This window comes from Streptomyces natalensis ATCC 27448 (assembly GCF_000935125.1).
Classification (GTDB): domain Bacteria; phylum Actinomycetota; class Actinomycetes; order Streptomycetales; family Streptomycetaceae; genus Streptomyces; species Streptomyces natalensis.
This window is the reverse complement of the sequence record NZ_JRKI01000006.1, coordinates 1-13,806: the sequence shown is the minus strand read 5'-3', so window position 1 is coordinate 13,806 and position 13,806 is coordinate 1. Positions and strand designations below refer to the sequence as shown.

The 13,806-nt window shown below is 72.2% G+C and carries 11 protein-coding genes; 6 read left to right on the top strand and 5 right to left on the bottom strand.

Features of this window, described 5'->3' with window-relative positions:
• Positions 1–24 precede the first annotated feature (24 nt).
• From galT to SNA_RS04360, 4 genes are all read left to right on the top strand, one after another.
• The gene (gene galT, locus SNA_RS04375) at positions 25–1,071 is read left to right on the top strand and encodes a galactose-1-phosphate uridylyltransferase (RefSeq protein ID WP_030066921.1); all 1,047 of its coding nucleotides are present in this window, start codon (positions 25–27) and stop codon (positions 1,069–1,071) included.
• Positions 1,068–2,039 (top strand): UDP-glucose 4-epimerase GalE, encoded by a 972-nt coding sequence (gene galE, locus SNA_RS04370; protein WP_030066920.1) that lies wholly within the window; start codon positions 1,068–1,070, stop codon positions 2,037–2,039. The genes galT and galE overlap by 4 nt, the downstream gene beginning before the upstream one ends.
• A complete protein-coding gene (gene galK / locus SNA_RS04365; protein WP_030066919.1) occupies positions 2,036–3,226 on the top strand; it encodes a galactokinase in 1,191 nt (396 codons plus the stop codon). Before galE ends, galK begins: the two co-directional genes overlap by 4 nt.
• 251 nt (positions 3,227–3,477) lie before the next feature.
• The gene (locus SNA_RS04360; protein WP_044363359.1) at positions 3,478–4,263 is read left to right on the top strand and encodes a response regulator transcription factor; all 786 of its coding nucleotides are present in this window, start codon (positions 3,478–3,480) and stop codon (positions 4,261–4,263) included.
• Between the two features lie 37 nt (positions 4,264–4,300).
• Here the strand turns inward: SNA_RS04360 and SNA_RS04355 are convergent, their stop codons facing one another.
• The 3 genes from SNA_RS04355 to SNA_RS04345 form a co-directional block, all read right to left on the bottom strand.
• Positions 4,301–6,328, bottom strand: coding sequence for a beta-galactosidase (locus SNA_RS04355; protein WP_030066916.1), 2,028 nt, complete (start codon positions 6,326–6,328; stop codon positions 4,301–4,303).
• 40 nt (positions 6,329–6,368) lie between these two features.
• Positions 6,369–7,166: an SDR family NAD(P)-dependent oxidoreductase gene (locus SNA_RS04350; RefSeq protein ID WP_044363356.1), complete on the bottom strand. Its 798-nt coding sequence runs from the start codon at positions 7,164–7,166 to the stop codon at positions 6,369–6,371.
• A gap of 113 nt (positions 7,167–7,279) precedes the next feature.
• The gene (locus SNA_RS04345; protein WP_030066914.1) at positions 7,280–7,777 is read right to left on the bottom strand and encodes a MarR family winged helix-turn-helix transcriptional regulator; all 498 of its coding nucleotides are present in this window, start codon (positions 7,775–7,777) and stop codon (positions 7,280–7,282) included.
• 210 nt (positions 7,778–7,987) lie between these two features.
• Between SNA_RS04345 and SNA_RS04340 the strand changes: the two genes are divergently transcribed.
• On the top strand, positions 7,988–8,809 hold the full coding sequence (locus SNA_RS04340) for a trans-aconitate 2-methyltransferase (RefSeq protein WP_030066913.1): 822 nt from the start codon (positions 7,988–7,990) through the stop codon (positions 8,807–8,809).
• Between the two features lie 93 nt (positions 8,810–8,902).
• Here the strand turns inward: SNA_RS04340 and SNA_RS04335 are convergent, their stop codons facing one another.
• The gene (locus SNA_RS04335; protein WP_030066912.1) at positions 8,903–9,589 is read right to left on the bottom strand and encodes a TetR/AcrR family transcriptional regulator; all 687 of its coding nucleotides are present in this window, start codon (positions 9,587–9,589) and stop codon (positions 8,903–8,905) included.
• Between the two features lie 62 nt (positions 9,590–9,651).
• The gene (locus SNA_RS04330) at positions 9,652–10,614 is read right to left on the bottom strand and encodes an acyl-CoA desaturase (protein WP_030066911.1); all 963 of its coding nucleotides are present in this window, start codon (positions 10,612–10,614) and stop codon (positions 9,652–9,654) included.
• A gap of 405 nt (positions 10,615–11,019) precedes the next feature.
• On the opposite strand from SNA_RS04330, the gene ppc reads away from it, so the two are divergent.
• A complete protein-coding gene (gene ppc, locus SNA_RS04325) occupies positions 11,020–13,779 on the top strand; it encodes a phosphoenolpyruvate carboxylase (RefSeq protein ID WP_044363354.1) in 2,760 nt (919 codons plus the stop codon).
• Positions 13,780–13,806: the final 27 nt, after the last annotated feature.

Genomic DNA, 13,806 nt, shown 5'->3' with positions numbered 1-13,806 from the left:
GCCGTACAGGGTGAGGAGCTCTTGGTGAAGAAGACGACGACCCGGCTCGCGGACGGCCGGGAGTTGATCTACTACGACGCACGCGACGACGCCGTACGCGACGCCACCGACGCCCGCCCCCTCGACCGCGTCGCCACCGCCTCCGAGATCCGCCACGACCGCCTCCTGGGCGACCGCGTCGCCATCGCCTCGCACCGCCAGGGCCGCACCTACCACCCCCCGGCCGACGAGTGCCCGCTGTGCCCCTCCCGTGAGGGGCGGCGCTCGGAGATCCCCGCCGACGACTACGACGTCGCCGTGTTCGAGAACCGCTTCCCCTCCCTCGCCGGCGACGGCGGCCGCTGCGAGGTCGTCTGCTTCACCCCCGACCACGACGCCTCCTTCGCCGGCCTCACCGACGAGCAGGCCGCCCTCGTCCTCGACGCCTGGACCGACCGCACCGCGGAACTCTCCCAACTCCCGGGCGTCGAGCAGGTCTTCTGCTTCGAGAACCGCGGCGCCGATATCGGCGTCACCCTCGGTCACCCGCACGGCCAGATCTACGCCTACCCCTTCGTCACCCCGCGCACCGAGCGGATGCTCGCCTCCCTGGCAGCCCACCGCGAGACCACCGGCCGCAACCTCTTCGACGACGTCGTCGCCGACGAGCTGGCCGACGGCCGCCGGATCGTCCTCGACGGCGCGCACTGGGTGGCCTTCGTCCCGTACGCCGCCCACTGGCCGTACGAGGTGCACCTCTACCCCAAGCGGCGCGTCCCCGACCTGCTCGCCCTGGACGACGCCGCCCGCACGGAGTTCCCACGGCTCTATCTGGAGGTCTTGCGGCGCTTCGACCGGATCTTCGGAAGCGGGCAGCCGCCGACGCCGTACATCGCCGCCTGGCACCAGGCTCCGGTACGCGCCCCGCAGCGCACCGACTTCGCCCTCCACCTCGAGCTTTTCACCATTCGCCGCACTTCAGGCAAGCTGAAGTTCCTCGCGGGTTCCGAATCCGGCATGAACGTGTTCATCAACGATGTGCCGCCGGAGGCCGCGGCCGAACGACTGCGAGAGGTAGCGAGCGAGTCATGAGCAAGTACCTGGTGACGGGTGGGGCCGGTTACGTCGGAAGTGTCGTCGCCCAGCATCTGCTGGAGGCGGGCCACGAGGTCACCGTCCTCGACAACCTCTCGACCGGCTTCCGTGCGGGCGTCCCCGCGGGCGCCGCCTTCATCGAGGGCGACATCCGCGACGCCGGCAAATGGCTCGACGCCTCGTACGACGCGGTCCTGCACTTCGCGGCGTTCTCCCAGGTCGGCGAGTCCGTCGTCAAGCCCGAGAAGTACTGGGACAACAACGTCGGCGGCACCATGGAGCTGCTGGCCGCCATGCGCGAGGCGGGTGTGCGCCGGCTCGTCTTCTCCTCCACCGCCGCCACCTACGGCGAGCCCGAGCAGATCCCGATCACGGAGTCCGCGCCGACCGCGCCGACCAACCCCTACGGCGCCAGCAAGCTCGCCGTCGACCACATGATCAGCGGCGAGGCCGCCGCCCACGGCCTGGCCGCCGTCTCGCTGCGCTACTTCAACGTCGCCGGCGCCTACGGCAGCTGCGGCGAGCGCCACGACCCCGAATCGCATCTGATCCCGCTCGTCCTCCAGGTCGCCCAGGGCCGCCGCGAGGCGATCTCCGTCTTCGGCGACGACTACCCCACCCCCGACGGCACCTGCATCCGCGACTACATCCACGTCGCCGACCTCGCCGAGGCCCACCTCCTCGCCCTGGATGCGTCCACCCCCGGCGAGCACCTGATCTGCAACCTCGGCAACGGCAACGGCTTCTCCGTCCGCGAGGTCATCGAGACCGTCCGCAAAGTCACCGGACACCCCATCCCCGAGGTCATCGCCCCCCGCCGCGGCGGCGACCCCGCCGTCCTGGTGGCCTCCGCCAAGACCGCCATCGACCGGCTCGGCTGGCGCCCCAGCCGCGCCGACCTCGCCGGGATCGTCTCCGACGCCTGGCAGTTCGCACAGCAGCGGGAGAAGGCGACCCAGGAGTGAGCACGACGCAGGCAGCGGCGGCCGAAGGGTTCCGCGCCGTCTACGGCGCCGCCCCCGAAGGACTGTGGGCGGCGCCCGGCCGGGTCAACCTGATCGGCGAGCACACCGACTACAACGACGGCTTCGTGCTGCCGCTCGCCCTGCCGCACACCACGGTCGCCGCCGCCTCGGCCCGCCCGGACGGCGTGCTGCGCCTGCACTCCGGCGGCGCCGACGGCGGCATCGTGGAACTGCGCACCGACGACCTGCGGCCCGCGCCCGGTTCGGGCTGGGCCGCCTACCCGGCGGGCATCGTCTGGGCCCTGCGGGAGGCCGGACTGCCGGTGGGCGGCGCGGATGTGCACTACGAGAGCACCGTGCCCACCGGCGCCGGTCTCTCCTCCTCCGCCGCCCTGGAGGTCGTCACCGCGCTCGCCCTCAACGACCTCTACGGCCTCGGGCTCGACCGCCCGCGCCTGGCCCGCCTCGCCCAGCGCGCGGAGAACGCCTTCGTCGGCGTGCCCTGCGGAATCATGGACCAGACGGCCGCCGCCTGCTGCACCGAGGGCCACGCCCTCTTCCTCAACACCCGGGACCTCACCCGGCGTCAAGTACCGTTCGATTTGGCGGCGGAGGGGCTCCAGCTGCTCGTCGTGGACACCTGCGTCCAACACGAACTGGGGGACGGCGCATACGCGCAGCGGCGCGCCGGCTGTGAGGGTGGCGCGCGGGCGCTCGGTGTGCGCGCTCTGCGCGATGTGCCGTACGCGCATCTGTCCGAGGCATTGGCCCGCCTCGACGGTGAGCCGGGCGCCGAGCCCGCCTCCGGCACCGGCCCCGCCGTCCGGGACCTCGTACGCCATATCGTCACCGAGAACCACCGCGTCGAAGAGGTCATCGCCCGCCTCGACGCGGGCGAGATCCGCGCGATCGGCCCCCTGCTGACCGCCGGACACGCCTCCCTCCGCGACGACTTCGCGATCTCCTGCGCCGAACTGGACCTCGCGGTCGACTCGGCCCTCGCGGCGGGCGCGCTGGGCGCCCGGATGACCGGCGGAGGTTTCGGCGGCTCGGCCCTCGTGCTGGCCGAGCGGTCGGCCGCCGAGCACATCGGCACCGCGGTCACCAAGGCGTTCGCCGCGGCGGGCCATATCGCCCCCCGCATTTTTCCGGCCGTACCGAGCGCGGGAGCCCGGCGCCTGGCATAGGTGCCGGAAACCCGGGAAAAAAATCCCGCCGGTAGGAATCAGTTCGGGCAATCGCCCCCCTCGGCCGGACTCCGTCCGTATGCTGAGATCCGCGCCGGTGGGGGCCGGTGCCTATCAGGGGGCGAGGCCGTCGGGTACGGCGTCCGGGGTGGGGTAGTCGAGTCGGCACGGCGGCGGCCGTGCGGCGGAGGCGATCTTCAGTCCGGGCGCCGTGCCCGCTAGGGTCCGTTCACCGCGACAGGGGGTCTCCCGTGCAACGCATCAGGGTCCTGGTGGTCGACGACCACCGCATCTTCGCCGAATCCCTGGCGGCCGCGCTCGCGGCGGAACAGGACGTGGACGTGGCGGCGGCGGGCAGCGCCCCCGCCGCCCTGCGCAATCTGGAGCGCGCCGCCGCCGAGGGCCGCCGCTTCGATGTGGTGCTCGCCGACGCCGAACTGGCCGCCGTCGCGCCGCTGGCGGCGGTGCCGCCGCAGCCGACGGCCGGCCGCGACGGCGCCCCCCGCCCCGCCCCCGCGGCCGGAATCGCGCTCGTCTCCGGCCTGCGCACCAGCCACCCGTACCTCCGTACGGTCGTCCTCGCCGAACGCGACGATCCGCGCCGCGCGGCCGCCGCCCTCCAGGCCGGTGCCTCGGGCTGGGTCGCCAAGGACTGTTCGCTCTCCCGGCTGCTCGCCGTCATCCGCGGCGTCCTGCGTGATGAAACGCATCTGCCGCCCGCCCTGCTGACCGGCGTCCTGCGCGAGCTGACCGCGGCCCGCAGGCACCGTACGGAGAGCGAACGGCTGGTGGAGACGCTCACCCCGCGCGAGCGCGAGGTCCTGCGCTGCATGGTGGCGGGCCTGGGCCGCAAGGCGGTCGCCGAGCGGCTGTTCCTCTCCCCGCACACCGTCCGTACCCATATGCAGAACGTGCTCGGCAAGCTGGGGGTGCACTCCACCCTCGCGGCGGTGGCGCTGGCCCGCCGGGCCGGGGTGGGCCCGGCGGAGGTCGAGCAGGCGGCCGCGCCGTTGGGCCCCCCGGTGGGCGTGCGCTAGGCCGACAGGGCCCGGGCGCCCGGCACCGGGACGGGTCTCAGGCGCCCGGCCCCGGCTCCGTCAGGACGGCCACGCCCCGCCCGGCCAGGGTGATCCGCTCGGCGGGCTCGGCCGCGGCCTCGGGGGTGTCCGCCAGCGCATCCGCCATCGGCACGGGCAGCGCGACCTCGACCGGCTCGGTCCGGTGGTTCAGCAGGAACGTGAACCGCCCGTAGCGCCCCTCGGGGTCCTCGCGCACCGTCGCCTGGACCCCGTCCGGCAGCCCCGGCAGCACGGGCGCCACCCCGGCCGCTGCCCGTACGGCGTCCAGCAGCGCCCGCATCAGCCGTGGTTCGAGCCGCGTGGCGACGTACCAGGCCGCGCCCCGCCCGTAGGCGTGCCGGGTCACCGCGGGCCGCCCCGCCAGCTCCCCGTCCGTGAACGACGCCAGGGCCCGCGCGCCCTCCAGATCGACGGCCTCCGACCACAGGTCGCCCGCCCCCGTGTACACCCCGTCCCCGCCCCCGATGGCGACCGTACGGCCCGCATCCAGCGGCCAGAACTCCTCCACCCGCAGCCCCAGCAGCTCCCGCAGCGGCGCCGGACAGCCGCCCGGATGCACCCGGTCGTGCTCGTCGACGATCCCCGAGAAGAACGACACCACCAGCTGCCCGCCGCCGCGCACATACGCGGCCAGCCGCGCCGCGTCCCGCGCCGTGAGCAGATACAGATTGGGGACGATCACCAGCCGGTACCCGGTCAGCTCCCGCTGCGGCGGGACGATGTCGCAGGGCACGTTCGCCTCGAAGAGCGGCCGGTAGTGGGCGAGGGCGATCTGCGAGTGGTCCAGCGCCGTCGACGGTTTGGAGTCCACCTCCAGCGCCCACCAGCTGTGCCAGTCCGCCAGCAGCGCCACCTCGGCCCGCGACCGCGACCCCGCGATCTCCGGCAGCGACGCCAACTCCCGCCCCAGTGCGGTCACTTCACGGTGGATGCGGGTGTCGGTCCCGCCGTGCGGCAGCATCGCCGAATGGAACTTCTCCGCCCCGCCCAGCGACTGCCGCCACTGGAAGAACAGCACCGCATCCGCCCCCTGGGCGACGGCCTGCCAGCTCCACAGCCGCATCGCCCCCGGCGGCTTGGGCCCGTTGCGCGGCCGCCAGTTGACGGCGCCGGGCGCCTGCTCCAGCAGCAGCCAGGGCTGCCCGTCCCGCGCCGAGCGCATCAGATCGAAGACGTACCCCGCCCGGATGTGGTCGTCGGGCACATACGGGTCCTGGTAGAAGTCCAGCGCCATGACGTCCATGTGCGCGGACCAGGCGAACGCGTCGACGGGCTTGTGCTGCGGCATCAGATTGGTGGTGACCGGCACCCCGGGCGTCAGCCGCTCCAGCACCTCCTTCTCCGCCAGATAGCAGTCCCGCAGCGCCGCATCGGAGAACCGCAGATAGTCCAGCTGCTGGGTGGGATTGGGGAAGGTGGGCGCGGTCCGCGGCGGCAGCACCTCGTCGAAGTCCCCGTACCCCTGCGACCAGAAGGCCGTCGACCACGCCTCGTTCAGCGCCTCGATGCTGCCGTAGCGCTCCCGCAGCCACCGCCGGAAGTCGTCGGCCGACACCTCGCAGAAGCACTGCCGGGTGTGGCATCCGTACTCGTTGCCCACATGCCACATGGCCAGCGCCGGGTGTCCCGCATAGCGGGCGGCCAGCTGTTCGACCAGGCGGACGGCGTGGGCGCGGTAGACGGGGCTGGAGGGGCAGTAGTGCTGCCGGCCGCCGGGCCAGCGGCGCTGCCCGTCGGGGCCCTCGGGCAGGATCTCGGGGTGGGCGCGGCTCAGCCAGGGCGGCGGCGAGGCGGTCATCGTGGCCAGGCAGACCGCGATACCGGCCCGCGCCAGCCCGTCCAGCACCCGGTCGAACCACCCGAAGTCCCATTCCCCGGGCCGGGGTTCGACCCTGGCCCAGGAGAAGATCCCGGCGGTGACCATGGTGACCTGGGCCGCCTTCATCAGCTTCAGATCCTCGGCCCACACCTCCTCGGGCCACTGCTCGGGGTTGTAGTCGCCGCCGAAGTGAATGCCGCGCATCGGACCCCCAGGGTCGCAGTTCGGTTCTCGCTGTTCCGCTTCAACTCGAGTTCTTGTACACGCTCCAGCCGCCGTCGACGACGAGGCTCGCCCCGGTGACGAAGGACGCCTCCGCAGAGAGCAGAAACGAGATCGCCGCCGCGACCTCCTCGGGCCGCCCCAGCCGCCCCGCCGCGGTCTCCCCGGCGCTGGCCCGCCGCTCCGCCTCGCCGATGCCGTCCCAGGCGGCGGTCAGCACCGGCCCCGGCAGCACGCTGTTGACCCGCACCTCGGGCCCGTACTCCACGGCCAACTGCCGCCCCAGCCCGGTCAGTCCGGCCTTGGACGCGGCATACGCGGGGCGTCCGGGAAGCCCGACCAGGGCGTGGACGGACGAGGTGAGCACCACCGCGCCCTGCCGCGCCCGCAGATCCTCCAGCGCGGCGCGCACCCCCAGGAACGAGCCCGTGAGGTTCACCGCCAGCTGCCGCTCCCAGTCCGCGAGCGTGGTGTGCTCGGCCGCCGCGAGATACGGCACGAAGGCATTGCTGACCAGCCCGTCCACCGGGCCGTACCGCCGCCGCGCCGCCTGGACGGCGCGCTGCCAGTCGGCCTCCGCCGCCACATCGCAGTGCTCGTACGAGGCCCGCCCGCCGGCCGCCCGGATGCGGCGGGCGGTGTGCTCCCCGCGCTCGTCGTCGATGTCCAGCAGCAGGACGGCGGCCCCTTCGGCCGCCAGCCGGTGGGCGGTCGCCGCCCCGATCCCGGCCGCGGCCCCGGTCACCAGGACCGTCCGGCCGGTGAAGCGGGCGCCGCCGTGGCCGCCGCTCGCCGGGTGCGGTGCGCGCTGCTGACTCATGGCGCGCATCCTGGCCCGGCGGGGGAGCGGGGGCAAGGGGGCGCGGGGCGGGTGTCACCCCAGGGGCGACACGACTCGGCCGGGCGGGCGCCGGGCGCCGCCGCCGTGCGGGCTCACCCCGGAATGTTGTCGAAAGGCCCCGTCAGCCGGCGCAGCAGTCCGGCCAGTTCATGCCGTTGCTGGCGCGACAACTCGGCCAGGATGGCCCGTTCCTGCGCCAGCAGTCCGGCCAGCGACTGGTCGGCCTTGTCGCGGCCCTCGGCGGTGAGGCGGACCAGCACGCCGCGGCGGTCGCTGGGGTCGGGGAGGCGCTCGACGAGGTCCTTCTTGGCGAGCCGGTCGATGCGGTTGGTCATCGTGCCGGAGGTGACCAGGGTCTGGGTGAGCAGCGCGCCGGGCGAGAGCTGATACGGCGCGCCGGCCCGCCGCAGGGCGGTCAGCACATCGAACTCCCAGGGCTCCAGCCCCACCTCGGCGAAGGCGATCCGCCGGGCCCGGTCGAGGTGCCGGGCCAGCCGGGAGACCCGGCTGAGGACCTCTAGCGGTTCCACGTCGAGGTCCGGGCGCTCGCGGCGCCATGCTGCGACCAGTCGGTCGACCTCGTCCTCCATGGCGATCAGTGTAAGGGGTCTGTCGATGTGAAGTCTCTTGGTGTAAAGTATCTTGATATCAAGCTTCTCGTAATCGAATATCTCGCTATCGAGATATATTTCGATGGACTATTGGGCATCGTCGGCCCGAAGCTCGCTCCATCAGCGTTGGCCAGAACCAACCGCCGGTGAGCACAGTGTCAGCCCTGTACCAGCGAAGGGGTTTCGAACATGCACGACGCACCAACCTGGGATCCGCAGCAGTATCTTCACCACTCCGGGCACCGCACCCGCCCGTTCCACGATCTGCTCACCCGCATACCCGAGCTCCCCCGGCACACGGGCCCCGCCCGTATCGCCGACCTCGGATGCGGTCCCGGGAACGTCACCGCCCAGCTCGCCGACCGCTGGCCCGATGCGCACATCACGGGGTTCGACAACTCCCCCGAGATGCTCAGCGAGGCCAAGACCTACGCGGGCCCGACCCACGGCGGCGGACTGATCGACTTCGCGCCGGCCGACGCCGCCGACTGGACCCCGGACGAGCCGTACGACCTGATCGTCTCCAACGCGGCACTCCAATGGGTCCCCAACCACCCGGAGTCCCTTCCCTGCTGGATCGACGCCCTGACGCCCGGCGGCACCCTCGCCTTCCAGGTGCCGGGCAACTTCACCTCGCCCAGCCACGCCCTCCTGGGCGAGCTGTGCGACGCCCCGCACTGGCGCGACCGCCTGCCCACCCACGGCCGCCGCTTCGTCCACATCCTCGAACCGGCCCAGTACCTCGAACGCCTCACGGACCTCGGCTGCACCGCCGACGTGTGGGAGACCACCTACGTCCAGCTCCTCCAGGGCGAGGACCCCGTCCTGGACTGGGTCAAGGGCACCGCTCTGCGCCCGGTCCTGACCGCCCTCGACGACGACCGGGCCGCCCGCGACGCCTTCCTCGCCGAATTCCGCGATCTGCTGCGCAAGGCCTATCCGCCCGGCCGCCACGGCACGGTCTTCCCGTTCCGCCGCATCTTCGCCGTGGCCCACAAAGCCACGGAATGACTCCCGGGGGGAGCGACGCGCCGTGAGCACCGGCCTCGACCGCCTACCGCCCGCCGCGGCTCCTGGTGCGCGGCCGGCCCGGCGCACGTCGCCTCACGCCTTCCGGTGCCCTATCAGCCGCGGCTTCGCCTCCAGCCCGTCCAGCCCGTGCCAGGCCAGATTGACCAGGTGGGCGGCCACCTCGGCCTTCTTCGGTTTGCGGGCGTTGAGCCACCACTGGCCGGTCAGGGCGACCATGCCGACCAGGGCCTGGGCGTAAAGAGGGGCCAGTTTGGGGTCGAAACCGCGGGCCTTGAACTCCAGGCCGAGGATGTCCTCGACCTGGGTGGCGATGTCGCTGATCAGGGACGCGAAGGTGCCCGTCGACTGGGCGACGGGGGAGTCGCGGACCAGGATGCGGAAACCGTCCGTATACGTCTCGATGTAGTCGAGGAGCGCGAACGCGGCCTGTTCGAGGAGCTCACGCGGGTGGCCGGCGGTCAGCGCGCCGGTCACCATGTCGAGCAGCTGGCGCATCTCGCGGTCCACGACGACCGCGTACAGGCCCTCCTTGCCGCCGAAGTGCTCGTAGACGACCGGTTTGGACACGCCCGCCTTCGCGGCGATCTCCTCCACCGAGGTGCCTTCGAACCCGCGCTCGGCGAAGAGTGTGCGACCGATGTCCAGCAGCTGCTCGCGGCGCTCGGCGCCGGTCATCCGCACCCTGCGGGCCCGCCGGCTGCCCGCGGACGGGGTATGTCGGTCCTTGCCCTTGCTGCTGTCTGCGCTGCTGTCGTCGATCGCCACTCGTCAATCATGCCTTCCCCCGCTACCGCCGGGGGGTACCCCCAGCGGGCACCCGCCTATTTCAGGAGCCGCGCATCCAGCCGCGAGGCGTTCGGCCAGCGCACGTCGTAGGCCCAGCCCGCCCGCTCGCACCAGCGGATCAGGCGGGCGCTGGAGTCCAGCTGGCCGCGCAGCACGCCATGACGTGCACACGTCGGGTCGGCGTGGTGCAGGTTGTGCCAGGACTCGCCGCAGGAGAGCACGGCGAGCCACCAGACGTTGCCGGAGCGGTCACGCGATTTGAACGGCCGCTTGCCCACCGCGTGGCAGATGGAGTTGATCGACCACGTGACGTGGTGCAGGAGCGCCACACGGACCAGCGATCCCCAGAAGAAGGCCGTCAGCGCTCCCTGCCAGGACCAGGTGGCCAGCCCGCCGACCAGCGGCGGGATCACCAGCGAGACCGTCGTCCACAGGACGAACTGGCGGGAGACCGCGCGCAGGGCCGGGTCCTTGATCAGATCCGGCGCGTACTTGTGCTGCGGGGTCTGCTCCTGGTCGAACATCCAGCCCACATGGGCCCACCACAGCCCCTTGAGCAGCGCCGGGACGCTCTCGCCGTAGCGCCAGGGCGAATGCGGATCGCCCTCGGCGTCGGAGAACTTGTGGTGCCTGCGGTGGTCGGCGACCCAGCGGACCAGGGGGCCCTCCACGGCGAGCGAACCCATGATCGCCAGCGCGATGCGCAGCGGACGCTTCGCCTTGAAGGCGCCATGGGTGAAATAGCGGTGAAAGCCGACGGTGATGCCGTGGCAGCCGATGAAGTACATCGTCACCATCAGGCCCAGATCGAGCCAGCTCACGCCCCAGCCCCACGCCAGGGGCACCGCGGCCACCAGGGCCAGGAACGGGACGGTGATGAAGAGCAGCAGGGTGATCTGTTCGAGCGAGCGCTTCTTGTCGCTGCCCAACGTCGCCGACGGCAGCGGCGAAACGGTGGAAATCGGTGACTCTTCGGCGGTGTCCGGACCAGCGGTCATGTGATGTCCCTCGGCGGGGGTCTCGGGGGCTCGGGGAACTCGGGGAGCAAGATCACTCCCGGAGCGGGGTTCAGCAGCGGCTACGGGACCGTAACCTACGGATTCGTAAGTATGGCAGCGCGACCGTCCCGGGCAAGGCCGTGACAGGCGCCTCACCCTTACGCCCTGGGAAGCAAGGGGATCGGCGTCGCGACGCCCCATTGCTCCCGAGATCGTCACGCACCGCACCCGCTGCCCAGCACTCGGACGGTGTGATCCGCCGAAATCGGGGAGACCTATCCTGGGGACGTCGGACAGCGCGGTCCGCACCCGCCCGCAAGCCCAGACGGCATCGTCGCCCGCCACCGCCCACGAGACGGGCCCGGTCGCGACGCCCCGCCTAGACCGCTGCAAGGAGCCGCACCTGTGAGCAGTGCCGACAACGCCGCCCCGTCCGCAACCACCCCCACGGACGACGCGGCCAGCGACAACACCGCCCTGCGCGCCGATATCCGCCGCCTCGGCGACCTCCTCGGCGAGACCCTCGTCCGCCAGGAAGGCGACGAGCTGCTGGATCTGGTCGAGCGCGTACGGGCCCTGACCCGGTCCGACGGCGAGGCCGCCGCCCGGCTCCTGGGCGAGACCGACCTGGCCACTGCCACCAAGCTGGTCCGCGCCTTCTCCACGTACTTCCACCTCGCCAACGTCACCGAGCAGGTCCACCGCGGCCGCGAACTGCGCGCCCGGCGCGCCGCCGAGGGCGGCATCCTGGCCCGCACCGCCGACATGCTCAAGGACGCCGACCCCGAGCACCTGGCCCAGACCGCCCGCAACCTCGGCGTACGCCCCGTCTTCACCGCCCACCCCACCGAGGCCGCCCGCCGCTCCGTTCTGACCAAGCTGCGCAAGGTCGCCGAGCTCCTGGACCACCCCGACGCCACCGAGCGCCGCCGCACCGACCTGCGCCTCGCCGAGAACATCGACCTCATCTGGCAGACCGACGAGCTGCGCGTGGCCCGCCCCGAGCCCACCGACGAGGCCCGCAACGCCATCTACTACCTCGACGAGCTCGGCCGCGGCGCCGTCGGCGACGTCCTCGAAGACCTCGCCGCCGAACTGGAGCGCGCCGGCACCGAGCTGCCCGCCGGCACCCGCCCGCTGACCTTCGGCACCTGGATCGGAGGTGACCGCGACGGCAACCCCAACGTCACCCCGCAGGTCACCTGGGACGTCCTGATCCTCCAGCACGAGCACGGCATCACCGACGCCCTGGAGCACATCGACGAGCTGCGCGGCGCCCTGTCGAACTCCATCCGCAACTGCGGAGCCACCCAGGAGCTGCTCGACTCGCTCAAGCGGGACCTGGAAGTGCTGCCCGAGTTCAGCCCCCGCTACAAGCGCCTCAACGCCGAAGAGCCGTACCGCCTCAAGGCCACCTGCATCCGGCAAAAGCTCCTCAACACCCGCGAACGCCTCGCCGGTGACACCCCCCACGTCCCCGGCCGCGACTACCTCGGCACCGCCGAACTCCTCGACGACCTCGCGCTCATCCAGACCTCGCTGCGCGAACACCGCGGCGGCCTGGTCGCCGACGGCCGCCTGGAGCGCACCCTGCGCACCATCGCCGCCTTCGGCCTCCAGCTCGCCACCATGGACGTCCGCGAGCATGCCGACGCCCACCACCAGGCCCTCGGCCAGCTCTTCGACCGCCTCGGCGAAGAATCCTGGCGCTACGTCGACATGCCCCGCGAATACCGGCGCAAGCTCCTGGCCAAGGAACTGCGCTCCCGGCGCCCGCTCGCCCCCACGCCCGCCCCCCTCGACGAGGCCGGCGCCAAGACCCTCGGCGTCTTCCGCACCGTCCTCAAGGCCAAGGACACCTTCGGCCCCGAGGTCATCGAGTCGTACATCATCTCCATGTGCCAGGGCTCCGACGACGTCTTCGCCGCGGCCGTCCTGGCCCGCGAGGCCGGTCTGATCGATCTGCACGCCGGCTGGGCCAAGATCGGCATCGTCCCGCTGCTGGAGACCACGGACGAGCTGAAGATCGCCGACCAGCTGCTCGACGAGATGCTCTCCGACCCGTCCTACCGCCGCCTGGTCGCCCTGCGCGGCGACGTCCAGGAGGTCATGCTCGGCTACTCCGACTCCTCCAAGTTCGGCGGCATCACCACCAGCCAGTGGGAAATCCACCGCGCCCAGCGCCTGCTGCGCGACGTCGCCCACCGGCACGGCGTACGGCTGCGCCTCTTCCACGGCCGCGGCGGCACCGTCGGCCGCGGCGGCGGCCCCTCGCACGACGCCATCCTCGCCCAGCCCTACGGCACCCTCGAAGGCGAGATCAAGGTGACCGAACAGGGCGAGGTCATCTCCGACAAGTACCTGGTGCCCTCACTGGCCCGCGAAAACCTGGAACTGACCGTCGCGGCCACCCTCCAGGCATCCGCCCTGCACACCGCCCCCCGCCAGTCCGACGAGGCCCTCGCCCGCTGGGACGCCGCCATGGAGACCGTCTCCGAGGCCGCCCACGGCTCCTACCGCCGCCTGGTCGAAGACCCCGACCTGCCCGCGTACTTCTTCGCGTCCACCCCCGTCGACCAGCTCGCCGAACTCCACCTCGGCTCGCGCCCCTCCCGCCGCCCCGACTCCGGCGCCGGACTCGACGGACTGCGCGCCATCCCCTGGGTCTTCGGCTGGACCCAGTCCCGCCAGATCGTCCCCGGCTGGTACGGCGTCGGCACCGGCCTCAAGGCCGCCCGCGACGCCGGACTCGACAGCGTCCTGGACGAAATGCACGCACACTGGCACTTCTTCCGCAACTTCCTGTCCAACGTCGAGATGACGCTCGCCAAGACCGACCTGCGCATCGCCGAGCACTACGTCGACACCCTCGTCCCCGACGACCTCAAGCACGTCTTCGACCTCATCAAGGCCGAACACGAACTGACCGTCCAGGAAGTCCTGCGCATCACCGGCGAGAAGGAACTGCTCGACTCCAACCCCGTCCTCAAGCAGACCTTCCACATCCGCGACGCCTACCTCGACCCGATCTCCTACCTCCAGGTCTCCCTGCTGCACCGCCAGCGCGAGGCCGCCGCCCGAGGAGAAGAGGCCGACCCGGTGCTCTCTCGCGCCCTGCTCCTCACCGTCAACGGCGTCGCCGCCGGCCTGCGCAACACCGGCTGACGACCCGCACGGCACACACACGACGGC

What these genes read in the sequence shown, in the direction of transcription:
- SNA_RS04355 (WP_030066916.1), bottom strand. Translation starts at nt 6,328, where the DNA reads ATGCGCGGCATTCACTTCGGCGGCGACTACAACCCCGAGCAGTGGCCC.
- SNA_RS04345 (WP_030066914.1), bottom strand. Translation starts at nt 7,777, where the DNA reads ATGGAGGACGAGGTCGACCGACTGGTCGCAGCATGGCGCCGCGAGCGC.
- SNA_RS04340 (WP_030066913.1), top strand. Translation starts at nt 7,988, where the DNA reads ATGCACGACGCACCAACCTGGGATCCGCAGCAGTATCTTCACCACTCC.
- SNA_RS04350 (WP_044363356.1), bottom strand. Translation starts at nt 7,166, where the DNA reads ATGAGTCAGCAGCGCGCACCGCACCCGGCGAGCGGCGGCCACGGCGGC.
- galE (WP_030066920.1), top strand. Translation starts at nt 1,068, where the DNA reads ATGAGCAAGTACCTGGTGACGGGTGGGGCCGGTTACGTCGGAAGTGTC.
- SNA_RS04330 (WP_030066911.1), bottom strand. Translation starts at nt 10,614, where the DNA reads ATGACCGCTGGTCCGGACACCGCCGAAGAGTCACCGATTTCCACCGTT.